The following is a 24,120-nucleotide window of genomic DNA, read 5'->3' as shown; positions in this document are numbered from 1 at the left end:
GGTGATGCCGGCAAACCGCTCGCGCTGCGGCCACGCGCCGCCATGGCGGTCGCGCTGGTCGCGGGCTTGGCGACCTTGGGCACGGCCGGCATCGCGCACGCCGACGCCACGCTGGACAAGATCAAGCAGCGCGGCAAGCTCGTGGTGGGGGTGGACGGCGCCAGCCCGCCGTTCGGCCTGCTGGACCCGGCCACCGGCAAGGTCGGCGGCTTTCAGGCGGACCTGGGCGCGGACATCGCCAAGCGCCTGGGCGTCACGCTGGAGACGGTGCCGGTCACCGCGTCCACGCGCGTGCAGTTCCTGCAAGCCGGCAAGGTGGATCTGCTGATCGCCAACATCCAATGGACCCAGGAACGCAGCGAAATCCTGAGCTACGCGCCCACGCCCTACAACCTGGTGGGCGGGGCGGCCATGGTGTCCAAGAAAAGCGGCATCAAGCGCTGGGAAGACCTGAAGGGCAAGGTGGCGTGCGTGTCGCAAGGCAGCAACTTCGCCAAGCCCTTGCAGGACACCTATGGCGCGGTGGTAAAGGGCCTGCGCAATATTCCGGAATCGTTGCTGGCGTTAAAGGGCGGCAGCTGCGACGCGTCGGTGCACATCCAACCGGCGCTTTATGAAACGCTGCACGGACCCAGCGCAGCGCAATGGAACGACTTTGAACTGGCGACGCAGGATCAATTGATTCCATCGCCCACGGTGATCTGGACGCGCCGCAACGAGGCCGACACGCGCGCCTTGGTGGACGGCGTGATCCGCGACTGGTTGACCACGGGCTTGCTGGTGCAGGCGGCCGAACGCTATGGCGTACCGGCCGATTACCTGAAGCAGGCCACCGCCCGGGCGCATGCCGGCCAATTCGACAGCGCGCCGCCCGAAGCCAACGCCAAGCCGTGACGCTCTGCCAGGACGGTAAGCAGTGCCCCCAACGCTTGACGCCTTCGGATCCTCCGACCGCAAAGGAAGTGACATGACCACGAACCTGTTCCCCGACGCCTTGTCGCGCCGCGCCCGCGGCGCCCAGCTGTCTCCCATTGCCGCCGCCGGCGCCCGCGCGGCGCGGTTGGCGGCCGAGGGCCGTTCCATCATCGTGCTGACCTCGGGTGAACCCGATTTCGACACGCCCGACGCCATCAAGCAGGCGGCTCGCGTCGCGCTGGAACAGGGCCAGACCAAGTACACACCCACCGCGGGCACGGCGGCCTTGCGCCGCGCCGTGGCGCAAGGCTACCGCCAGCGAGACGACGTGGACGTGGACGCCTCCAACGTCATCGTGTCCAATGGCGGCAAGCAGGTGATCTACCTGGCGCTGAACGCCACGCTGGACGAGGGCGACGAGGTGATTGTGCCGGCCCCGTACTGGCCCACGTTCCCGGACGCGGTGCGCATCAACGGCGGCCAGCCGGTGGTGGTGCCCACGCGCGCCGAACAGGGTTTCAAGCTGACGCCGCAGAGCTTGCGGCAAGCGATTACGCCGCGCACCAAATGGCTGATCCTGAATTCTCCCGGCAACCCCTCGGGCGCGGTCTATACCGCTGACGAGCTGGCCGCGCTGGCCGCCGTGCTGCGCGACGCGCCGCATGTGCTGGTGCTGTGGGACGAGATGTACGAAGCGATCTGGTATTTGCAGCCGCCCGTGTCCCTGCTGCGCGTGGCGCCTGATCTTGCCGGCCGCACGCTGGTGGTCAACGGCGTGTCCAAGGCGTATGCCATGACAGGCTGGCGCATTGGTTGGGGCACGGGGCCCAGGCCGTTGATTCATGCACTGGAAGCCGTGCAGTCGCAGGTGTCGTCCGGCGCCAGCTCGTTGGGGCAGGCGGCGGCGCTGGCTGCGTTGCAAGGGGCGGCGGACGGCTTTGTGATAAACGCCAGGCACGCGTACGCCGCGCGTGCGCAGCGCGTGGTGGGTGGCTTGGGTGCGGTGCCGGGCTTGCGGGTGCACGCGCCGCACGGCTCGTTCTTTGCATGGGTCGGCGTGGCGGGCCTGATTGGCGCGGTGCGGCCGGACGGGCGCCGCATCGAGCACGACGGTGACGTGGTCGACTGGCTGTTGGAGTCGGCGGGCGTGGCCGTGGTGCAGGGCAGCGCCTATGGCTTGTCGCCGTATTTGCGGCTGTCATTCGCGGCGTCCGACGCCGATATCAACGCGGCCATCGAACGTATCGGCCAGGCCGTCGCGACGTTGGCGCCGCAGGCATCGCTGGAGGCCGCCGCATGATGGAAAAGCTGTTGCAAGCGTGGGTTGATGTCTTCAAGCCGCTGGGCCTGAACTACAGCTTTGTGCAGGACCCGGGCGAGCTCTCGGCGTTCGGGCATGGCCTGTTGGTGACGCTGCAACTGTGCGCATGGACCATCCCCGTCAGCCTGTTGTTCGGCGTGCTGATCGCAGCGGGGCTGACCAGCGGCCGCCGATGGTTGGCGGCGCCCTTGCAGGCCTTCGTTGAACTCACGCGCAACACCCCCACGCTGGTGCAGTTGTATTGCGCGTTCCTGGTGTTGAACATGCTGATCACGCAGAAGCTGGGCGGCGGCAATCCCATCACGCCGTTCGCCTGGGTGGTGATCGTGGTGGCGCTGCACAAGGGCGTGTTCCATGCGGAAGCGCTGCGCGCCGGCATCCAGGCCGTGCCGTCGGTGACGATGGAGGCCGCGCGGTCGCTGGCGTTTACAAGGCGCCAGATCCTGACGCAGGTGCAACTGCCGCTGGCCGTGCGCTTTGCCTTGCCGGCGCTGGTCAACAACCTGGTGGACCTGGTGAAAATGACCGCCATCGCGTCGGCCATCGCGGTGGGTGACGTGACGTACGAATCGATCATGATCTGGTCGCATCGAGACAACGTGCTGGAACTGCTGCTGCTGATCCTGCTGTACTTCGGCTTGTTGACCTGGCTGGTCAGCGTGGCGGGCCGTCGTCTGGAAGACCGCCTGAGGATGCCCGGCTATGGCCAATGATCTTGCGTTCAAGGGCGCCGATGCCAAAGCGCCCGGCGTCGACGGACAGCAACGCCGCCGTCGGGCCACCGCCGGGTTTTTGCCGGCGTTGTTGCCCGCGTTGTTGCGCGACCCGTGGTTTTTGCTGTTGTTGGCCCTGGTCGCGCTGGGCTTGACCTGGGCCGTCACCGGCACCACGCCCGAAGCCGTGGCGGCGTTATGGCACTGGTCGCCCGCCTTGCTGCGTGGGCTGGCGATGAACATCCAGATCAGTCTGCTGGCGATGGCGCTGGGCACGCTGGTGGGGCTGGTGATCGGCGCGCTGTCGCTGTCGCCCTCATGGCTGTTGCGCCGGGCCACGCGCGCTTACGTTCTGCTTTTTCGCAATGCGCCGATTCTGGTGCTGGTGTATTTCACCACCTACGTGTTTCCGTTCGAACTGAACCTGGGCGGCTGGTATGTGCCGTTCCCCGATTGGATCAAGGTGGTGATCGGCCTGGGGCTGCCCGCCAGCGCCAATGTGGCCGAGATCTTCCGGGGCGCCATCCAGTCGATACCCAGCGCGCAGTGGGAAGCGGCGCAGTCGCTGGCGTTCAAGCGGACGCAGATTTTCCGCATGGTGGTATTGCCGCAGTGCGTGCGGCGCATGTTGCCGTCGTGGATGAATCTGATGGCCAGCATCACGATGAGCACCTCGCTGGCGTCCTTGGTAGGCGTGCACGACCTGGTGGATACCGCCACCGTCGCCAGCAACACGGTGGCGCGCAGCGACTTCACCATTCTTGTCTATTTCACGCTATTGGCGCTGTTTTTCGCCTATTGCTATCCCATCGCGCGTTGGACGCGGTACCTGGAACGACGCCATGAACATCATTGAACTGAATCCGCTGGTCAGCCTGCGCGACGTGCACCTGGCGTTTGGCGATACCGAAGTGCTGCGCGGCATCGACCTTGAAGTCAAGCAAGGGCAGGCGGTGTCGATCATCGGCCCGTCTGGGTCGGGCAAGTCCACCATCCTGCGTTGCATCACCGGCCTGTTGCGTGCGCAACGCGGCGCGATCCAGGTGGGTGGCGTGCGCGTGGACGGGCTGAAAACAGAAGCCGACTTCATCGCCTTGAGAAAGCGCGTGGGTTTCGTGTTCCAGCAATACAACCTGTTCCCGCACCTCAGCGTGTTGGAAAACCTGGTGATCTCACCCGTGAAGGTGGCCGGGCTGCCGCGCGTGCAGGCCGAGGCCCGCGCGCGTGAACTGCTGGCCAAGGTGCGCATGGAACACAAGGAAGGCGCGTATCCCGGCGAACTCTCGGGCGGCCAGCAACAGCGGGTGGCCATCGCGCGCGCGCTGGCGCTGCAACCTGAGTTGATTTTGTTCGACGAGGTGACCTCGGCGCTGGACCCCGAAATGGTCGGCGAAGTGCTGACCGTGATTCGCGATCTGGTCCAGGACGGCATGACCTGCGTGCTGGTCACCCATGAAATGCGTTTTGCGCAAGAGGTGAGCGACACCGTGTACTTCACCGAAGCGGGCCGCATCGTGGAATCCGGCCCGCCGTCGCGCCTCTTCGGCGCGCCTGACAGCGACCGTACCCGCGCCTTCTTGCAGCGTTCGCTGGGCGCCTCGCCCGCCCGCCGGTCCACGTCGGATCCGATCGCGAACGCGCTGTCTTTCGACCCGCTGCGCCTGGCGGTGTAACCCACAAGGAATCTGATCATGACTTTCCCATCCGCAATGTCGGCAGGCCACCAAGAGGTGCGCGCATGAGCCTGGATCACGCCCACGTCCAAACCCGGCTGGTACACGCCGGCTCCCCCGCATTGACGCAGGGAGCGGGCCCGGTCAACGTGCCTGTCGTGCGCACCAGCACCGTGCGTTTTGCCGACACCGCCACGCAGGCCGCGCTTAACCAGCAACGCGCGGCGGGTGACCGCGTTGCCACGTACGGGCGCCACGGCCTGGACACGCACCAGGCGCTGGAAGAGGCGGTGGCCTTGCTGGAAGGCGGCTATCGAACGGTGCTGGCGCCGTCCGGCCTGGCCGCGATCACGTTGGTGCTGCTGGCGACGCTTGCGCCGGGCGATCACGCGCTGGTGGCCGATAGCGTGTATTCGCCGGTGCGCAAGGTCGACAAGTCCTTGCTTGCGCGCTATGGCATCGAAGTGGAATATTTTTCACCGGGGCAAGATGCGCTGGAACCGTTGATCCGGCCCAGCACGCGGCTGTTGTATCTGGAGTCGCCCAGCTCGCTGCTGTTCGAGGTGCTGGACCTGCCCGCGCTGGCAGCCACCGCGCGCCGTCATGGCCTGTGGGTGGCGGCCGACAACACCTGGAGCGGCGGCCTGTACTACCAGCCGTTGGCGCTGGGCGCGCACATCTCCATCCAGGCCGCCACCAAATACCTGGCCGGCCATTCGGATGTGATGATGGGCGTGGTCACCGTGGACAGCGCCGAACTGGCGCAACGGATTGGCGCGACTTACGACGCGCTGGGCTTGTCGGTGGGCGCGGACGACGCCTATCTGACGCTGCGTGGGCTGCGCACGCTGGACGTGCGCCTGGCACGCCATCAGGTCAATGCGCTGGCCGTGGCGCAGTACCTGGCCACGCATCCGGACGTGTCGCGCGTGTTTCATCCGGCCTTGCCCGAAGACTCCGGCCACGCGCTGTGGCGGCGAGACTTCAGCGGTGCAAGCGGCTTGGTGTCTTTTGCCTTCGATCACCCGGACCCGACGGCGGCATCGCGCTTCATCGACGCGTTGCAGTACTTTTCGATCGGCGCGTCCTGGGGCGGTTATGAAAGCCTGGCGCTGGAAGCCGCGCCGCAGCGGCTGGCGGAACATAGCCTGTGGAAGCAGGTCCCTGGGCAGCAGTCCGTGGTGCGGCTGCACATCGGTCTGGAGAATCCGCAAGATTTGATCGGCGACCTGGAACGTGCGTTCAGCAGCACGCGCGAGGCGTTGCGACGCAGCGCCTGAGGCGGGCTGCAAACATCAGCGCAACGATAAAAAAACAGCTGCGCGTATTTGCTAATAAGCGGCGCGCTTTAAGGTTTCTGGCTATGTAGAAGCAATTACAACCTCTTTGTCCGGTTGTGCCTTCGGGTACTAAGATTTGCCCTGTTCCATGGCTGGCAGCAGGGCATGACTTCACTTCTTTCGATCGATTCGGTACAGCTTCCATTCCTGTCGCGCCGGCTTCACGCCGTGCGCGAGTTCTATCACCGCGTCATCGGCCTGGACGAGATGCCCGCGCGGGATGGCCAGCGCCTGCTTTTCTCTTTGGGCGACGCGACGCTGTCGCTATCTCCGGTCCAGGAGCTGAGCAGCGGCGTCAAGCCCGACTACCTGGCGCTGAAGACGCGCGCCTACGACGAGATCCTGGCGCGTCTGCGTCAGGCCGGGCATTTTCCGGTCTGTTCCAAGCCCGACGCATCGCCGCGCGTGATGTACGTAAAAGACCCGTCCGGCAATCAACTGGCCTTCCTGGGCTGAGGGCGCGCGATGAACTTTCAGCAACTACGTTCCGTGCGCGAAGCCGTGCGCCAGGACTTCAACCTGACCGACGTCTCGGAAAGCCTGCATACCTCGCAACCCGGTGTCAGCCGGCAGATTCGCGAGCTTGAGGAAGAAGTGGGCGTCGACATTTTTGTGCGCTCGGGCAAGCGGCTGATCGGCCTGACGCCGCCCGGCGCGCTGATCTTGCCCTTGGTCGAACAAATCCTGCAATGCGCGGACAACATCCGGCATGCAGGCGCCGAATACGCCGATAGCCGGCAGGGCGTGCTGTCGATCGCGGCCACGCATTCGCAGGCGCGCTACGCCTTGCCGCCGGTCATCAAGGAATTTCGCCAGCGCTATCCGGACGTGGTGCTGCACCTGCATCAAGGCTCGCCCAAGCAGGTGTCTGAAATGCTGCTGGAAGGCGAGGCCGACATCGGCGTGGCAACCGAAGCCGTCGCCAACTATCCGGGGCTGGTCAACCTGCCGTGCTACCGCTGGAGCCACAGCATCATCGTGCCGCGCGGCCATCCGCTGGAAGGCCGGCACGACGGCATCAGCCTGTCGCAGTTGTCCCGCTATCCCATCATCACCTATGGCCAGGGCTACACCGGCCGCGCCCACATCGACGAAGCGTTTGCCCGGGCCGGCCTGACTCCGGACATCGTCATGACGGCCATGGACGCCGACGTGATCAAGACCTATGTAGAGCTGGAGCTGGGCGTGGGCATCGTGGCCGCCGTGGCCTGGGACCCCGAACGCGACACGCGGCTATGCGCCATCGACGCCCGCCACCTGTTCGAAATCAACCTGACCCGCCTGGCCATCCGCCGCGGCGCCTGGCTGCGCGGCTACGCATTCCACTTCATCGAGATGTTCGTCCCAACCCTGACGCGGGAAGTGGTGGAACGGGAGCTGAAGGGAGAGGGCTGAGGGGCTGTGCGGCTGGCGTTTCGGTGAAAAGCAGCTGAGCGTGCAGGGTCGATGCAGCCCATGCGGCGCGGGCGTTGTTAACGCGTGGGTTCGTGCGGCGCGGCCCCGGGTGTCCGGCCTCGAATTTCAGGCGTGGGCCAATCACTGTCGTCATCGAACCGGCCAAGCCAACGCTGCGTGTCGGAGCGATTGAAACGCTCATTCGGATCGCCATCCCATTCGCCCGAGCCCACCAGGTCCAGCAGGGGATGGCGGATACGGCGAAGCAAACGGTTGGCCAACACGGGGAGCTCGGGCACGCCGTTTTCGACGGGGTAGAGTTCCGGTTGCGGGCCAAGTTCGATCCAGTGGCCGCAGTGCAACGTGTCGATGCGGACGCGGGGGTCGGCAAGGTGCGCGGCAACGTCGTCGCGCGATATCCCAAGCTTTTCGCGCCAGATGTCGGACAGGAAAAAGCCCCAGGTGGGGGGGCGGATGCCGGAGGGTAGATCTGGGCTGAACATCATGCCGAAGGGATAATCCGTATCCAGGCCGTAAAAATGGTTGGCCAACGCGCGGTCCCAAGTAGCCACTTCGGCGCGCATGCCGAATTCCAACGGGTTGCCCATTGCAAACCCACTGTAGACCTGTGCCGGCTTCAGAAGCTCGATCGTCTCAATCACAAATCTCCGCCAGATATCTCGGTTATCCAGCCACCATTGCCAACGGTAATAGAACTGAATAGAGGAATAACATTGGTGACGCTCACCAAGCGTCGGCTCTCGCCACAGATAAGCCGAGTGCGTCGGCGAGCTTTTGTAGTTCTTTTCGTCGGTGAAATTGACCGCGAACGCTTGATCGAGCGGGGTTTTTCTGGCCCATTCGCGCAGGTCGCCCAGACGTTTAGAGCCGTAGGGGTGCGGGCGCTCGGAGTCCGGATGGGTGGCGATCAGATACGGGTGACCCAGGGCGTTTTCAAATGATCCGTGGACGTCGATCATGTCCAAAGTCGCCGCAAGATAGTGCTCTGGATCGTAGGTGAAATAGAACGTTAGATATGGCGTTGACGCGAGTTCGAAATCGCCGTGGTCCACTGCGGTATTAGGCCATCGTTTCAGGTCGGCGATCATGCCGGAAACGTCGTCTTGGTTTATCAGACTATCGCTGGCGCTCATCTGCCTCTCCTTGGTTTTCCCTGTTGATCCGACTTGGCATTCGCGACGGACCGGTATCCGGTGCAATCCTCGGGAACCCGTAGCAGGGCGACCTTGGATTTGTCTTCGTTCATGAGTCGTACGTAAGCGCCCATTTGCCTGTCCCTGACCCAGTCATCGGGAAACTTGATTTCCACAGCGGCAAATACGTTGCCGACTTCAAAGGGCTGCTGCCTATATTCGACAATGACGAGGTCGGGCGCCAAGCTTCCCCTCGGCCGTGGCCAGAATGGAAAAAACTCGCTAATGCGCTTTGGACGCGTGCATGGAGTGCCGAGATAGGCGGCGTTGGATTTTCCGTCATAGTTCGGCTCCGCCTTCAACGGGCTTTGCCATGCCAGCAAATCGTCCACGACTTCAAACACCAGCGACGCGGTCGTTTGCTTCAACGCCACATCAATCGTGGTTTCGATGATCTCTCCGGGAATTTTCTTGCGTATTCGGCGCGGCACGGTCAGCGGAGATTTCAGCGCCCACTGGCATACCGTGCTGATCACCGGCCGAAACGGAATTTTTCGCTCGATATATTGTCGGTACGTGACGTTTTCGCTGCGTCCGCGCGATACCGTGCTGTTGCCACCCGTGCGCACGAACGTCGAACTCTTGATGTCGATTTCATCCTTCATCCCCTGAATCACGTCTTTCAAGATCGATTGCACTTCCTTTTTCCGCTGACCGTTCTGCGCCAGGGTCTCGGCGGCTTCAATAGCGGTTTGTGCGGTCTCATAGGCGGCATAGGCGCGATAAGCGCGGTAGGCCCAGATGAGAGCGGCGGCGACAGGGGCGGCCATTGGGTTCTCCTGATGTGGGGGATGCGGCTAATAACCCGGGGGCGTCCCGATGGTTGACTTGCGGGTCGGCCAATCGCTGCCGTCATCGAACCGGGCTAGCCAGCGCCGGGTGTCGCGGCAATCGAAGTGCTTGCCGGGTTCTACGTCCCGAGGGCAGAAGCCGAGCAGATCCAGTCGCGGATGGCGGATCTTGCGCAGCAGGCGATTGAGCACAGCGGGCAGCCTGGGCACGCCCCGTTGAACGGGATAGAGCTCTGGCCGCGGTCCCAGTTCGATCCATAGTCCGCAATCCAGGGGCTCGATACGGATAAGCGGGTCGGCAAGCTGGGCCGTCACATCGTCGCGGGAGGTGCCGAGCTTGTCGCGCCAAATGTCAGACAGAAAGAAGCCCCAAGTGGGCGGGCGTATACCGGACGGCAGTTCGGCTGCTCGCATCATGCCTGGCGGGTGATCGATGTCCAGCCCGTAGAAATGCGGTGCAAGCGCCCGATTCAGGATGGCAGCTTGTGGACGCATGCCAGTTCCCAAAGGGTCCGCGACCGCAAAGCCGCTATAGACTTGCGCGGGCGCCAGATACGCAATGCTTTCCAGCACGAACTGCCGCCACTCGTGCTGGTGGTCCAGCCACCATTGCCAGCAAAAGTAAAACTGTAGCGATGAGTAATACGGTGCTTTCCCCGCGATGGCGGGTTCGCGGCGCAAATATGCAGAATGCCCGGGTGAAATCTGGTGGTTGTCCTGGTCCGTGAAGTTCACCGTGAACACTTGGTCAACCGGGCAACTGCGTGCCCACTCGTGCAGTTCGTCCAAGCGAATCGAGCCATATCTAAGCAGCCGCTCGGAACGGGGATGGGTAGCTGTCGTGTAAGGGTGTCCTAGAAGTCGCGCGAACGCATCTTGTACGTCGAGCATATCCAAGGTGGTCCGCAAGCTCTGGTCGGGCAAGTAATGAAGGTAGAAGGTGAGAAAGAAGCGAGGCCAAAGGGGAATTGAACCGTTATCAATGGCGATACCAGGCCACGGCTTCAACGCATCAACCCTGCACGTCAGATCGTTATCGTTGAGCAAAGGAGGGCGTGTATTCATTTTTCGCTCCTGCGTGAATGTTGGGCCTGGGTGCTTGATGCGTGCGCCGGCCCGTGTCGATGACTACGCCGGAAATCTGTCGGCGTGTTCGCTGCCAACATGGGAAGCAGTCGCCGATGGGTTTGCGGATGCGGCGGGATCTCGAAGCATCGCTCGATCGGCGGTTCCGTTGTGGTTCGGTTCCGACTTCAATGGGCTTTTCCACGACAACAAGTTATCGGTAGCGTCGATAGATGGGCGATATAGGCGATATAGGCGGAATATCCGGGATGGGCGGGATAGGCGGGATACAGCGGTAGCCCCAGACGAGGGCGGCTGCGGCGGCGAATGCGGCCATGGCTTGTCTCCTAGCGTAAAAAAGAAACCAGTGCCCGCGTCACGTCCTGCTGACCGGTTTCGGCCTGGCGTGCCGCTTCGGCTTCGGGTGGGCGTTGATCGATGTCGCGTTGCCAGATGACGCGGCCGCGCGATGGGCCTTGATGGATGGCGGGCGCCGGCTCGCCCGCCTTGAAGTACTGGCGCGAGCCTGTCTTTGCCAGCGTGTACCACCAGCCGTCCGACGGGATGTCTTCGCCGACGACAACATGGGTGAGGGTGGGTTCGGCAGGCGCCGGGCCCGGGGTGCGGCCTCGGATTTCAGGAGTTGGCCAATCACTGTCGTCGTCAAACCGGGCCAGCCAACGCTGCGTGTCGCGGCGATCGAAGCGCTCGTTGGGGTCGCCATCCCATTCGCCAGAGCCGACGAGGTCCAGCAAAGGATGGCGGATACGGCGAAGTAAACGGTTGGCCAACACGGGGAGTTCCGGCACACCGTCTTCGACGGGATACAGTTCCGGCTGCGGGCCAAGCTCTATCCATTGGCCGCAACCGAGGGTGTCGATTCGGACGCGGGAATCGGAAAGCTGGGCAACAACCTCGTCGCGCGAGATGTCCAGCTTCTCGCGCCAAATGTCGGACAGAAAGAAGCCCCAGGTGGGCGGCCGTATGCCGGAGCCCAACTGCGCGGGGATATCCATGGCAAATGGATAATCGGTGTCCAATCCGAAAAAGTTAGGCGCCAGGGCCCGGTCCCACACCGCAACTTCGGAACGCATGCCAAATTCCAAAGGGTTGGCCATAGCGAAGCCGCTATAGACCTGCGCCGGCATCAAGCGAGCGATGCTGTCGAGCACGAACTTGCGCCAGGCGTCCTTGTTGTCCAGCCACCAGCGCCACCGGAAGTAGAACTGAATCGACGAGTAATACTGCAACTGGTCACCAATGGTGGGTTCCCTCCACAGGTACGCCGAATGCGTGGGTGAGCTCTGGTGGTTCGCCTGGTCGGTAAAGTTCACTGTGAAGGCCTTATCCACCGGCGTCTTTCTGGCCCAGTCGCGCAGGTCGCCCAAACGAACCGAGCCGTACCGATGTGGTCTTTCCGAACTCGGGTGGGTGGCTATCGTGAAAGGCCGGCCGACCAGTCTTTCGAACGTTTCGTATACGTCCACCATGTCGAGCGTCGTGCGCAAATATTGTGCGGGGTCGTAATGGAAATAAAAGGTGAGAAACGGACTGATCGACAGCTCGAAAGACCCATTGTCGATGGCGGTATTGGGCCAGTGTTTCAGGTCTTCGATCATGCCCGCCAGATCTTCGTCGCTGATCAAAGGATGGGTGGTACTCATTTTCCGCTCCTGGGTGAATGTCCGCGCTTCCCGCGCGTGCTGCCCCGGTCTGGGCGATACCCGGTGCAGTCCTCTGGTACGCGAAGTAGCGCCACCTTGTGGGTATCGCCATCCATCAGCCTGACGTAGCTTTTCATCTGTGCGGGCTTGGCCCAATCGTTGGGAAACTTGATTTCAACTGCCGCGAACACGTTGTCCACGTCGAACGGTTGCTGGCGGTATTCCACGATGACCAGATCCGGCGCCAAGCTTCCTCTAGGGCGCGGCCAGAATGGGAAGTACTGGCTGATGCGCTGCGGACGTGTGGAAGGCTCTCCCAGCATCGCCTTGTAAGACGTGCCGTCGTAATTCGGCTCTGCCTTCAACGGGCTTTGCCACGCCAACAAATCATCAACCACCTCAAACACCAACGACGCGGTGGTTTGTTTCAGCGCGATATCTATCGTGGTTTCAATAGCATCGCCCGGTATCTTCTTGCGTATGCGTCGGGGCACCGTCAACGGCGACTTCAGCGCCCATTGGCATACCGTGCTGATCACTGGCCGAAAGGGGATCTTGCGTTCGATGTACTGCCGGTACGTCACGTTTTCGCTACGTCCGCGCGACACGGTGGTGTTGCCGCCGGTGCGCACGAACGTGGAGCTTTTGACGTCGATTTCTTCCTTCATGTTCTGGATCACGTCCTTAAGAATGGCTTGGACTTCCTTCTTGCGGTCATTGATCTGCGCCAAGGTTTCGGCGGCTTCGATGGTGGTTTGCGCCGCTTCGTGCGCGGCGTAGGCGCGATAGGCTCGGTAGCCCCAGACGAGGGCGGCTGCGGCGGCGGGGGCGGCCATGGCTTGCCTCCTAAAGTAAGAAAGAAACCAGTGCCCACGTCACGTCCTGCCCGTTCACTTGTGGCATGGGGGTTTGATAAGCGAAAGTTCTTGGACCCGTAGGGTGTTCTTCGCAGGTCCACGTGCCGGGATAGGGGCACAGCTGCCCAGAGCGCGCGCGGGCGGCGGCGCGTTGGGCGGTGTCGTGCATCCAGTGCCAGATAAGGGATCGGCCTTGATATGAGGGCAGCACCTCATGCTTGGCGACCACGCACAGGACTTCGCCTGTTTCGTCGCCACGCCATAGACCACCCCGTGGGGCCAGCTGACCGGTTTCGGCCTGGCGCGCCGCTTCGGCTTCGGGTGGGCGTTGATCGATGTCGCGTTGCCAGATGACGCGGCCGCGCGATGGGCCTTGATGGATGGCCGGCGCCGGCTCGCCGGCCTTGAAGTACTGGCGCGAGCCTGTCTTTGCCAGCGTGTACCACCAGCCGTCCGACGGGATGTCTTCGCCGACGACGACATGGGTGGGGGTGGGTTCGGCAGGCGCCGGGCCAGGGGTTCGGCCTCGGATCTCAGGGGTTGGCCAATCGCTGTCGTCGTCAAACCGGGCCAGCCAACGCTGCGTGTCGCGGCGATCGAAGCGCTCGTTGGGGTCGCCATCCCATTCGCCGGAGCCCACCAGATCCAGCAAAGGATGGCGGATACGGCGAAGTAAACGGTTGGCCAACACGGGGAGCTCGGGCACACCGTCTTCAACGGGATAGAGTTCCGGTTGCGGGCCAAGCTCTATCCATTGGCCGCAACTGAGGGTGTCGATCCGGATGCGGGGATCGGAAAGCTGGGCAACAACCTCGTCGCGCGAGATGCCCAGCTTCTCGCGCCAAATGTCGGACAGAAAGAAGCCCCAGGTGGGCGGGCGTATGCCCGAAGGCAGCTCGGGCATGAACGCCATGCTGAACGTATCGTCGGTGTCCAGTCCATAAAAGTGCGGAGCCAGCGCCCGGTGCCAGACCGCGATTTCGGATTGCATGCCGAACGCTAACGGCGTACCCCACGCAAAACCGCTATACACCTGCGCCGGCCGCAAACGCTCGATGGTATCCAGAACAAATTTTCGCCACGCATCCTTGTTGTCCAGCCACCATCGCCAACGGTAGTAGAACTGGAGGGAAGAGAAATCTACTTCTGCTCCTCTGTCCCGTTTCCTCCAGAGGTACGCGGCATGGGTGGGACTGCTTTGCGAGTTTTTTTCGTCAGTAAAGCCAACCGTAAACGACTTGTCGGGACGGATCTTTCGAGCCCACTGGCGAATATCCCCCAGCCTTTTTGAGCCGTACGGATGAGGCCGTTCGGAGTCAGGGTGCGTTGCGACGGTGTAGGGGCGGCCAAGAAGCACTTCGAAGGCTTCGTGTATATCGACCATATCCAGTGTTGTTTGAAGCAGGTGCCGGGGGTCGTAAGTGAAATAGAAGGTCAGGTATGGCGTGACAGCAAGTTCGTAGTCCCCGAGGTTGACTGCGGTATTGGGCCATCGCTTCAGGTCTGTCGCCATGCCAAACACGTCGTCGTCGTTCAACAACTGCTCGCTGGTGCTCATCTGGTTCTCCTTGGGGGGCTGCCATGCCGCGATTTACCGGCGGAAGGCTTGTATCCCGGGCAGTCTTCCGGTACGCGAAGCAAGGCCACTTTTCTGTTGTTGCTACCCATCAGCGCGACATAGTCTTCGATCTGATCCCGCTTCACCCAATCGTTCGGAAACTTGATTTCCACAGCCGCAAATACGTTCTCGACATCAAATGGCTGCTGCCTGTACTCGACGATTACAAGGTCCGGCGCCAAGCTGCCTTTTGGTCGTGGCCAAAATGGAAAGAATTCGCTGATGCGCTTTGGGCGGGTTGTCGGGTCACCCAGTATGGCCACGCGCGAGGCCTTGTCGTAATTCGGCTCTGCCTTCAACGGGCTTTGCCACGCCAACAAATCATCAACCACCTCAAACACTAACGACGCGGTGGTTTGTTTCAGCGCGATATCTATCGTGGTTTCAATAGCATCGCCCGGTATCTTCTTGCGTATGCGCCTGGGCACCGTCAACGGCGACTTCAGCGCCCATTGGCATACCGTGCTGATCACTGGCCGAAAAGGGATCTTGCATTCGATGTACTGCCGGTACGTCACGTTTTCGCTACGTCCGCGCGACACGGTGGTGTTGCCGCCGGTGCGCACGAACGTGGAGCTTTTGACGTCGATTTCGTCCTTCATGTTCTGGATCACGTCCTTAAGAATGGCTTGGACTTCCTTCTTGCGGTCATTGATCTGCGCCAAGGTTTCGGCGGCTTCGATGGTGGTTTGCGCCGCTTCGTGCGCGGCGTAGGCGCGATAGGCTCGGTAGCCCCAGACGAGGGCGGCTGCGGCGGCGGGTGCGGCCATGGCTTGCCTCCTAAAGTAAGAAAGAAACCAGTGCCCACGTCACGTCTTGCCCGTTCACTTGTGGCATGGGGGTTTGATAAGCGAAAGTTTTTGGACCCGTAGGGTGTTCTTCGCAGGTCCACGTGCCGGGATAGGGGCATGGCTGCCCAGAGCGCACGCGGGCGGCGGCGCGTTGGGCGGTGTCGTGCATCCAGTGCCAGGTCAGGGATCGGCCTTGATACGGGGGCAGCGCCTCATGTTTCGCGACCACGCACAAGACTTCGCCTTTTTCGTCGCCACGCCATTGACCGCCCCGTGGGGCCAGCTGACCGGTTTCGGCCTGGCGCGCCGCTTCGGCTTCGGGTGGGCGTTGATCGATGTCGCGTTGCCAGATGACGCGGCCGCGCGATGGGCCTTGATGGATGGCCGGCGCCGGCTCGCCGGCCTTGAAGTACTGGCGCGAGCCTGTCTTTGCCAGCGTGTACCACCAGCCGTCCGACGGGATGTCTTCGCCGACGACGACATGGGTGGGGGTGGGTTCGGCAGGCGCCGGGCCCGGGGTGCGGCCTCGAATTTCAGGAGTCGGCCAATCACTGTCGTCGTCAAACCGGGCCAGCCAACGCTGCGTGTCGCGGCGATCGAAGCGCTCGTTGGGGTCGCCATCCCATTCGCCGGAGCCCACCAGATCCAGCAAAGGATGGCGGATACGGCGAAGCAAACGGTTGGCCAACACGGGTAGTTCCGGCACACCTTCTTCGACGGGATACAGTTCCGGCTGCGGGCCAAGCTCTATCCATTGGCCGCAACCGAGGGTGTCGATTCGGATGCGGGAATCGGAAAGCTGGGCAACAACCTCGTCGCGCGAGATGTCCAGCTTCTCGCGCCAAATGTCGGACAGAAAGAAGCCCCAGGTGGGCGGCCGTATGCCGGCAGGCAGCTGTGGCATGAACGTCATGCCGAACGTGTCATCCGTGTCCAAGCCATAGAAATGCGGCGTCAGCGCCCGATCCCACACGGCTACCTCCGAGCGCATGCCAAACTCCAGCGGGTTCGCCATCGCAAAGCCGCTGTAGACCTGAGCCGGCTTTAACCGAGCGATGGCGTCAAGGACGAATTGCCGCCACGCCTCTTTGTTGGCCAACCACCAGCGCCATCGAAAATAGAGCTGAAGCGATGAATAGTTTTGGTCGCCACCGCCCCAGTCGGAAGCTCTCCATAGATATGCGCCACGGGTGGGCGAGCTTTTGTGTTCGGCTTCGTCCGTAAAGTTGACGGTGAAATTCTTGTCTACGGGAGTTTTCCGGGCCCAGTCTCGCAGTTCGCCCAGGCGCTGCGAGCCGTACCGATGGGGTCTTTCTGAACGCGGGTGTGTCGCGACCGTGTAAGGATGGCCTAACAGGCTTTCAAACGACTCGTGCACGTCGATCAGGTCCAGCGTTGTGCGCTGATATTGATCGCGGTCGTAGTTGAAATAGAAGGTGAGAAATGGGCTGACAGACAGTTCAAAAGACCCGTTGTGAATGGCAGTGTTCGGCCATTTTTTCAGGTCTTCGATCATGCCGGCCAGATCCTGATCGTCGATCAATGGGTGGGTAGTACTCATTTTCCGCTCCGGCTTGAATGGCCTGGTTTTGTGCCGGATGTGCGTGCCGAGCCGGAAGCTCCGGTGCAGTCTTCCGGTACTCGAAGCAGCACAACCTTTTGGACGTCACCGCCCATCAAGCTGACGTAGTCCTTCATTTGGTCGCGCTTTACCCAGTCCTTCGGAAACTTGATTTCCACCGCCGCGAACACGTTGCCCACGTCAAACGGCTGCTGCCTGTATTCAACGATTACAAGATCCGGGGCCAGGCTGCCCTTAGGGCGGGGCCAGAAGGGGAATACCTCGCTGATGCGCTTCGGACGTGTGGAAGGCTCTCCCAGCATCGCCTTGTAAGACGTGCCGTCGTAGACCGGCTCCGCCTTGAGCGGGCTTTCCCATTTCAACAAGTCATCAACCACTTCAAACACCAACGACGCGGTGGTTTGTTTCAGTGCGATATCTATCGTGGTGTCGATGAATTCGCCCCGGATCTTCTTGCGCAGACGTCGGGGCACCGTCAACGGTGACTTCAGCGCCCATTGGCATACCGTGCTGATCACTGGCCGAAAGGGGATCTTGCGTTCGATGTATTGCCGGTAGGTCACGTGTTCGCTGCGTCCGCGCGACACGGTGCTGTTGCCGCCGGTGCGCACAAACGTGGAGCTTTTGACGTCGATTTCTTCCTTCATGTTCTGAATCGTGTCTTTAAGGATGGCTTGGACTTCCTTCTTGCGTTCATTGATTTGCGCCAAGGTTTGGGCGGTTTCAATGGCGGTTTGAGCCGTTTCGTGCGCGGCGTAGGCGCGATAGGCTCGGTAGCCCCAGACGAGGGCGGCTGCGGCGGCGGGGGCGGCCATCAGAGGTCTCCTTCAACGTGGGAATCCAGAAAAGCTTCGTCCATCGGTCCGTGCTCGGCGTGATGCGGATTGATGTTGTCGACACGCTCGGCGAGCTGCCCAGGGTCGTCTGGGATCTTCTGGTCCTCGCGCATGATCGTCTTGTAGGTCTGCACGTCGCGGGCGCGCGGGGTGTCCAGAAAATCCGTCGCGCCGTCGTTGTCGGTGGTGCCTTCCAGGAGCAGCGTGGCGCCTGTCATGACGCGGTACCGATAACGTTCGAACAGGCGGTTGTCGGTCTTGTGCAGGCGGAACCGGCCGGCGTAGTCGCCGGCAGCGACGTCGGGAGATTTGAAGACGGGCAGGGCGGCGCTTTGGCCGCCCGGGCCTGAGAAATTGTGCGAGGCGGCCTTCACCGTAAACGTGCCCGGCATGCCCAGTTCGATGTTGCCGTCGGCAATCTTGATCGTCGCCCCGCCGCACAACAGCGTGATGTGTTTGTCGGCGGCGACCAGCACGTGTTGTTTGCTGGACGTGATTTCCGCGCTTTGATCGGCCTGGATGCGAATGGCGTTGTGCTGCGCCTGTAGCAGCATTTCGCCTTGATGCGCGATCTGTCGCAGCGCGCCGCTTTGCGAGAACAGGCCTACATCGCCGCCCGCGTTCAGCACGATCTTGTCGCCCGCGCTGACCTGCTGATGCTGTTGCGCGACGCTGTCCACATTGCCACCGGCCGACATCACGATGCCGGCCGGCGTGGCGGCGGCGATGCCGGCTGGCGCGCTTAGCGCGATGGCGCCAACGTCGCCTAGGCCGCTCCCGTCCGACTGGTTGTTGGCGCCGTGGCCCAGGTCGCGTACCGCATCCGATAGTGACTGCTGCGGCTGGGCGTCGTGGGCGAAGCCTTCATGCTTCTCGGCGTAATCCCCCAGGTTGCGGGCAAGTTCCAGCGCCGCTTGCAAAGCCGCGACGATATCGGATCTATCTAACTGCCCGCCCTTGGCGTGCAGTTGCGTCTCGGCCGTCAGCAACAACCCCTTCGCCGCCCGCAGCGCTCCATGTTCGTCCGTGCGCAGTTCGAATCCTTCACCGCGAGCTTGCCCACCGCTTGGACGCGGATGCGTCAGATACCCCAGATGCAGCTGCGTGTCGCCGTGTTCGCTCATCAACGCCGCGCTGATCTGTGCGGACGTGTCATCCAAGCGCAATTCGTTGGCGCGATTGCCCCGGAATTCCTTGCTCTTGATCGTGTTCAGGACGTTGTGCCGTGGCAATTCATAGGGTGGCAGATTGGTCGCTCGGAAAGTCCTGCCGATTATCAGCGGCTGGTCCGGGTCGCCGTTTGCGAATTGCACGATGACCTCTTGTCCGATGCGAGGTATCGCCATGTGGCCCCACTGCGCACCGGCCCAGTTCTGCGATACGCGAATCCAGCACGAGCTATGTTCGTTGTGCTCGCCTACGCGATCCCACGGGAATTGGACTTTGACGCGGCCCCAGTCGTCGCAATAGATTTCTTCATTGGGCGGGCCGACCACCGTGGCCATCTGGTGGCCGTCGATACGCGGCTTGGGTAAGGGCTCGGGCTTCCAATCGACCTTGTCGGGTACCAGTTCAGCGGTGTAGCGGTATTGTGTCCCCCCCTGCGATCCCGATCCTTCTTCTTCCTGGCTCGACGGCTGCACGCCCCGATGTTGCATCCGCACGGGTCGCCAACCATGGTTCCAGTCTTCACGAGGATGGCCCACGAGATCGAACGCCACGCCAGGAATCAAGCGCGCGTCATCCCCTTCGACCAGTGCCACGCGCGCATCGCGGCGGCGGCCCAGCAAGCGCGTCTGGGTAAACGGCTGACCCGCCTCATCGCGTTTGTACCGGCCGGGGTAGTCGTAGCGTTCGTAGCGGGCTTCCTGATGAGAAAGATCCGATGCAACCGGCGAATGTTCCTGGCTGTAGCGCGGATGCGTGTAGGTGTAGTCGCGCTGCGTCTGCACGGCGGTGCGCACGCGCTCGGCATAAGAAAACCGATGCAACGCGGGTTCTGCCTGATCGCCTCCCGGCATCGGGTTGTAAACCACCGGTCCGCCCGCGATCTCGCCGTGGATATAAATCCGGTCGCCATGAATCAGGCGGTGCCCATGCTCCGAATGCGCATAGCGATAGAAATAGCCTTCTTCTGCCGCTAGCCTGTCCAGAAACGCCAAGTCGGTGTCGCCGGCCTGCACGCAATATTCGCGTGGCAGGTGTTCCTGCGTCGTCACCTGTTCGTAGTCGGTAATGCCCTGCCGCTTGATGACGTCGGCCAGGATCTCGGGCGCGGACAGATGCTGATAGATGCGCCAATCGGAACACAGCGCGGCGCGCGCCAAAGACGGTTCCAGCACCAGCCGGTACCGCGTGCGCCGAAAGCCCGTGTCGCCTTGGACAAATTCGGTGACGATGCCGTGCACGTGCCGCACAGCCACCGCGCCGCGCCATATCGTGAAGAGCGCCGGCTGATCCAGCAGCGCGCCGAAATCTACCGCGGGATCAAAGCTGGACAACTCCACGCATAGCCGATACGTCTCGGACAGGGCCTCGTCCAGCGTGAATTCAATGACGTCGAATGCCGCGCCACTGGCGGGCGTAAAGCTAAAACGAAAATCGTTCGCGTGCGATGACACAGGCGCCTCCGGACGAGTCAGGTTGACTGATCATCTTGCGCAGGCCGCTACCCGGCCGTCTATAGAACTTCTCTGATATTTCGGGCCGGGCGATTCCAGATAGGGCGCGCCGGAACCCGTGCGACAACGGTTCGCATATCCATAGACGCATTTCTACGTTGTCGGCGGCGCACGGGGCACGTAGCCTCAGCCATTCCCTTATCCGACACCGCGGGTCACCTCATGAGCACCTCTTACCAAACGGCCAGCCAAACGGCCAGCCCGGCCACCGGCAAGCACACCGAGCGCGCGCAGGCCGTGCGCGAATTCATCGCCGACGTGCGCAAGCGCGTGCCCGACGCGGCACGCGCCTCGCCCCAGCAGCTGGCCGAGGCCGCCGCCTTGTTGCAGGCATTGGGCAGCCGACGCGACTTGTTTCCGGCAGAGGAATTTCCGCTGGTACCGGACCGTCCCGGTACGCTGTACCGCCTGGCGGAAGACGTGGACGGCGGCTATGCGCTCTACCTGTCGCTGGGCGAGGCCGGCAAGGCCCAGCCGCCGCACGACCACACCACCTGGGCCATCATTGCCGGCGTGCACGGCAACGAGCGCAACGAGGTCTATCGCCGCGCGCCCAAGGCCGACCCCTTGCGTGACGCGCTGACCCATGTGCGCCGCGTGGACGTGGGGCCGGGCAGTTCCATCGTGCTGGGGCCGAACGATGTGCACACCATTGAACTGATCGGCGACGAGGCCGGCGCGCACCTGCATTTCTACGGGCTGGCGCTGGACCGGCTGCACGGTCGGGTGGTGTTTGAAAGCACGGCCGGCGGCACGTACCGGACGTTCTCGCCGCCGGCCGCCATCTACCACGCGCGCGTGTCGCCCGACGCCTTGCAAGAGGCGCTGCGCGGCGACGCCGAGATCGCCGTGCTGGATGTGCGCGAGGCGGGCCGCTATGCCCGTCGCCATCTGCTGTACGCCGTGCCCGCGCCGCTATGGCGGCTTGAAGTGTTGGCCGACCGGCTGGTGCCCCGGCGCGACACCCGCATCGTGCTGGTGGACGACGACGAGTCGCAGGCCCACCTGGCCGCCGCCAAGCTGACGCGTTTGGGTTGGTCGGACGTGTCCGTGCTGGCCGGCGGCACGGATGGCTGGGCGCGTGCCGGGCTGGAGGTGTTTACCGGGACCAACGTGCCCAGCAAGGCGTTCGGCGAGGTCATCGAACATGAAAAGCAAACGCCCTGGATCGATGTGGACGAGCTGCACGAACGCATCTCGCGCGGTGACGATATCGTCGTGGTCGATAGCCGCACGCCCGAGGAATTCCATCACTTCACGCTGCCGTTCTCGCACAGCCTGCCGGGCGCTGAACTGGTCTATCGCATCCGCGAGCTGGCGCCGGACCCGAACACGTTTGTGGTCGTCAATTGCGCGGGGCGCACGCGCAGTATCGTGGGCGCGCAGACGCTGATCGACGCGGGCATTCCGAACCGGGTGGCCTCGTTGCGCAATGGCACGATGCAGTGGCTGCTGTCCGGCCGCGAGCTGGCCTATGGCCGCCACGCGGCCTTGCCCGAGCCGGGCGAAGCCGCTCGGGATGCGGCGCGGCAGCAGGCGCGCGATGTCGCGCAGCGCGCCGGCATCGGCTATGTGGATGCAGCGACCTTGCACGCCTTTGAGGCCGAGCAGGACACGCGCACGCTGTACAAGTTTGATGTGCGCACGCGCGAGGAATACGAAACGGGGCACCTGGAAGGCTGGCGCTGGGCGCCGGGCGGGCAACTGGTGCAGGCCACCGACGACTATCTGGCGACCCGCCGCGCGCGCGTGGTGTTGGCGGATTGGGATGGCGTGCGGGCGTTGACGACGGGCGCATGGTTGGCGCAACTGGGCGCGGTGGAAGTCTATCTGTATCAGCCGCCGGCCTGGGCCGCGCTGCAAAGCGGTCCCGAGCCGCGCCGTGTGTTGCGCCATCGGCCCGAGGCGGCCAGCGTGCGGCCACAGGCGCTGCGCGCGGCACTGGATGCGGATGAAGTGATTGTGTTTGACGTGGAATCGCGCGTGGCCTACGAGCGCGGCCATGTGCCGGGCGCGCGCTTTGCGGCGCCGGACAGATTGGCGCAGTTCCTGTCGCCCGACGATCATCGCACCGTGGTGTTGACGTCGTCCGACGGCGTGTTGGCCAGCGTGGTGGCCGCCGAATTGGCGTGGCGCGGCAAGCACGCGGTGCAGTATCTGCTGGGCGGAACCCGGGCCTGGAAGGCGCAGGGTCTGGCCTTGGGCACCGGCGCGGCGGGTGTGCTGACCGGCGATGACGATCAGAGCATCAGCCCCTATCTTTTTGAAGACCTCTCGGCGCGCGACGAAGGATTTCGGGAGTACCTGGATTGGGAACTGGGGCTGGTGGCGCAGCTGGAGCGCGACGGCAGCGAACACATCCGCTTGATTCCCGCTGCGCGATAAGGAGGGCGGGCAAGCGCGGCAGCGGTGCGCCCGCTGTCTTTACCGACGCGCAGGCGCTACGCCCGCTCCAGCCGGTTGCCGCCCATTGCCTTGGCACGGTACAGCGCGCGATCGGCCGCCGCCAGGCTGTCGGCCAGCGGCGGCACGTCGCGTTCGTAATACGCCAGGCCGATGCTGACCGTGGCGCGGATTGCGCTGCGGTCGCCGGGTTCGGACGTGGATTCGGCGAAGCGCCGCGCGACCGTCTCACCCAGCGCTTGTGCGCGGCGCGCGTCGTCTCCCAGCAGCAAGGCGGCGAATTCCTCGCCACCGATGCGGGCCAGCAGTACGCCCGCTCCGGCCTCGCCCTGGGCGATATCGGCAAACGTCTTCAGCACCTGATCGCCGGCCTGATGGCCGTGGCGGTCGTTGATGGACTTGAATTGGTCCAGGTCGAAGGCCAGCACCGCGGCCGGCTGCTGTGCGCCCTTGGTTCGCAGCAGCCGCGCGCCTTCCTCGAAGAACCAGCGGCGGTTGCCCAGGCGGGTCAGGTAGTCGGTCTGCGATTCCAGCAGCAGTTGGCCATGCGCTTCTTCGCGCACCAGCTTGAGCAACGCCATGGGCAGCAACACGGAATACAGCACGCCTTCGTACATCGTGATGCTGCTGGCCGCACTCTGCACGGACGCCCCGTGGCGAGCAACGAGCCAGGGCAGGATCAGCGCCCGAAAGGCGTAGAACAACGCATGGATGCCGGCGATGCCGACGACAAAGCGGCGCGGCGTCAGCGCCTTCATGGGCGTGCAGCGCCACATTTCCCAGGCGGTCAACGCGGACGCGATGGCGATGGGCGCCGCGCTGACGTAGGCCCAGACGAGGCCTTGCCAACGGGTCCCGGCGATGGCCCAGATCAACGCCATGACGACCAGCAATGCCACCGACCCGCCGCGATAGCGCCGGCCGTTGAAGGCGGCCACGCCTTGCAGCACGAGCAGATAGCCGCCGAGGATGACCAGGTTGCTTAAGGCCGGGCCCAGCCAGGCGGGCAGATACCCGCGCAGCACCACCCCGGTACAGCCGACGGCGATGGTGGCAAAGCCTGTGGCCAGCCGCCGCAGTTGTTTGCCGCGCTTGGCGTTGGTCCGGTGTTCCCAATAGGTCATGCCGGCGCTGGCAAGCAGCGTTCCGATGACTAGGAAATAAAGGGTGTAGAGATCGACGTGCATCCCGGCGGGTATCAGCGTGGTGCCGACACGTGTTGCCGACTGCGGGATTTTACGGGGAAAAAAAGCAGCGCCGA

Annotated in this window: 20 protein-coding genes; 9 read left to right on the top strand and 11 right to left on the bottom strand. The window is 63.2% G+C overall.

What is annotated here, in order from left to right; translation table 11 throughout:
• The first annotated feature begins 42 nt into the window (after positions 1 to 42).
• The 8 genes from KYT87_RS15165 (at position 43) to KYT87_RS15130 (ending at position 7,357) form a co-directional block, all read left to right on the top strand.
• On the top strand, positions 43 to 894 hold the full coding sequence (locus KYT87_RS15165) for a transporter substrate-binding domain-containing protein (protein ID WP_219992679.1): 852 nt from the start codon (positions 43 to 45) through the stop codon (positions 892 to 894).
• Positions 895 to 967: 73 nt separating this feature from the next.
• Positions 968 to 2,215 (top strand): aminotransferase class I/II-fold pyridoxal phosphate-dependent enzyme, encoded by a 1,248-nt coding sequence (locus KYT87_RS15160; RefSeq protein ID WP_219990245.1) that lies wholly within the window; start codon positions 968 to 970, stop codon positions 2,213 to 2,215.
• Positions 2,212 to 2,949, top strand: a complete 738-nt coding sequence (locus KYT87_RS15155) for an amino acid ABC transporter permease (protein ID WP_046807695.1) — start codon at positions 2,212 to 2,214, stop codon at positions 2,947 to 2,949. Before KYT87_RS15160 ends, KYT87_RS15155 begins: the two co-directional genes overlap by 4 nt.
• A complete protein-coding gene (locus tag KYT87_RS15150) occupies positions 2,939 to 3,805 on the top strand; it encodes an amino acid ABC transporter permease (RefSeq protein ID WP_219990244.1) in 867 nt (288 codons plus the stop codon). The genes KYT87_RS15155 and KYT87_RS15150 overlap by 11 nt, the downstream gene beginning before the upstream one ends.
• On the top strand, positions 3,792 to 4,622 hold the full coding sequence (locus KYT87_RS15145) for an amino acid ABC transporter ATP-binding protein (RefSeq protein ID WP_219990243.1): 831 nt from the start codon (positions 3,792 to 3,794) through the stop codon (positions 4,620 to 4,622). Before KYT87_RS15150 ends, KYT87_RS15145 begins: the two co-directional genes overlap by 14 nt.
• A 65-nt stretch (positions 4,623 to 4,687) precedes the next feature.
• Entirely contained in the window at positions 4,688 to 5,902 is a 1,215-nt protein-coding gene (gene metC / locus KYT87_RS15140) for a cystathionine beta-lyase (protein WP_219990242.1), read from the top strand.
• A gap of 165 nt (positions 5,903 to 6,067) precedes the next feature.
• A complete protein-coding gene (locus KYT87_RS15135) occupies positions 6,068 to 6,418 on the top strand; it encodes a VOC family protein (protein WP_046807698.1) in 351 nt (116 codons plus the stop codon).
• Between the two features lie 9 nt (positions 6,419 to 6,427).
• Entirely contained in the window at positions 6,428 to 7,357 is a 930-nt protein-coding gene (locus KYT87_RS15130) for a CysB family HTH-type transcriptional regulator (RefSeq protein WP_046807699.1), read from the top strand.
• A gap of 77 nt (positions 7,358 to 7,434) precedes the next feature.
• Here the strand turns inward: KYT87_RS15130 and KYT87_RS15125 are convergent, their stop codons facing one another.
• From KYT87_RS15125 to KYT87_RS15080, 10 genes are all read right to left on the bottom strand, one after another.
• Positions 7,435 to 8,511: a type VI immunity family protein gene (locus tag KYT87_RS15125; RefSeq protein WP_219990241.1), complete on the bottom strand. Its 1,077-nt coding sequence runs from the start codon at positions 8,509 to 8,511 to the stop codon at positions 7,435 to 7,437.
• Positions 8,508 to 9,341: a VRR-NUC domain-containing protein gene (locus KYT87_RS15120; RefSeq protein ID WP_219990240.1), complete on the bottom strand. Its 834-nt coding sequence runs from the start codon at positions 9,339 to 9,341 to the stop codon at positions 8,508 to 8,510. The genes KYT87_RS15125 and KYT87_RS15120 overlap by 4 nt, the downstream gene beginning before the upstream one ends.
• A gap of 27 nt (positions 9,342 to 9,368) precedes the next feature.
• Entirely contained in the window at positions 9,369 to 10,427 is a 1,059-nt protein-coding gene (locus tag KYT87_RS15115; protein ID WP_219990239.1) for a type VI immunity family protein, read from the bottom strand.
• 347 nt (positions 10,428 to 10,774) lie between these two features.
• Positions 10,775 to 12,091 carry a type VI immunity family protein gene (locus tag KYT87_RS15110; protein WP_219990238.1) on the bottom strand — a complete coding sequence of 439 codons (1,317 nt, stop codon included), beginning with the start codon at positions 12,089 to 12,091 and terminating at the stop codon, positions 10,775 to 10,777.
• A complete protein-coding gene (locus KYT87_RS15105) occupies positions 12,088 to 12,927 on the bottom strand; it encodes a VRR-NUC domain-containing protein (protein ID WP_219990237.1) in 840 nt (279 codons plus the stop codon). Before KYT87_RS15105 ends, KYT87_RS15110 begins: the two co-directional genes overlap by 4 nt.
• Before the next feature lie 10 nt (positions 12,928 to 12,937).
• Positions 12,938 to 14,506: a type VI immunity family protein gene (locus tag KYT87_RS15100; RefSeq protein WP_219990236.1), complete on the bottom strand. Its 1,569-nt coding sequence runs from the start codon at positions 14,504 to 14,506 to the stop codon at positions 12,938 to 12,940.
• The gene (locus tag KYT87_RS15095; RefSeq protein WP_219990235.1) at positions 14,503 to 15,336 is read right to left on the bottom strand and encodes a VRR-NUC domain-containing protein; all 834 of its coding nucleotides are present in this window, start codon (positions 15,334 to 15,336) and stop codon (positions 14,503 to 14,505) included. Before KYT87_RS15095 ends, KYT87_RS15100 begins: the two co-directional genes overlap by 4 nt.
• Before the next feature lie 10 nt (positions 15,337 to 15,346).
• Positions 15,347 to 16,918, bottom strand: a complete 1,572-nt coding sequence (locus KYT87_RS15090) for a type VI immunity family protein (RefSeq protein ID WP_219990234.1) — start codon at positions 16,916 to 16,918, stop codon at positions 15,347 to 15,349.
• A complete protein-coding gene (locus tag KYT87_RS15085) occupies positions 16,915 to 17,754 on the bottom strand; it encodes a VRR-NUC domain-containing protein (protein ID WP_046807704.1) in 840 nt (279 codons plus the stop codon). Before KYT87_RS15085 ends, KYT87_RS15090 begins: the two co-directional genes overlap by 4 nt.
• On the bottom strand, positions 17,754 to 20,396 hold the full coding sequence (locus tag KYT87_RS15080; protein ID WP_219990233.1) for a type VI secretion system Vgr family protein: 2,643 nt from the start codon (positions 20,394 to 20,396) through the stop codon (positions 17,754 to 17,756). Before KYT87_RS15080 ends, KYT87_RS15085 begins: the two co-directional genes overlap by 1 nt.
• A gap of 222 nt (positions 20,397 to 20,618) precedes the next feature.
• Here KYT87_RS15080 and KYT87_RS15075 point away from each other — a divergent pair, with 222 nt between their 5' ends.
• The gene (locus tag KYT87_RS15075; RefSeq protein WP_219990232.1) at positions 20,619 to 22,841 is read left to right on the top strand and encodes a rhodanese-like domain-containing protein; all 2,223 of its coding nucleotides are present in this window, start codon (positions 20,619 to 20,621) and stop codon (positions 22,839 to 22,841) included.
• 56 nt (positions 22,842 to 22,897) lie between these two features.
• Here KYT87_RS15075 and KYT87_RS15070 read toward each other — a convergent pair whose 3' ends face one another.
• On the bottom strand, positions 22,898 to 24,046 hold the full coding sequence (locus tag KYT87_RS15070) for a diguanylate cyclase (protein WP_219990231.1): 1,149 nt from the start codon (positions 24,044 to 24,046) through the stop codon (positions 22,898 to 22,900).
• Positions 24,047 to 24,120: the final 74 nt, after the last annotated feature.

This window comes from Achromobacter sp. ES-001, assembly GCF_019448355.1.
Lineage (GTDB): Bacteria > Pseudomonadota > Gammaproteobacteria > Burkholderiales > Burkholderiaceae_B > Achromobacter > Achromobacter spanius_B.
The sequence above is the reverse complement of the archived record's forward strand: the minus strand, read 5'-3'. Positions and strand labels throughout refer to the sequence as shown.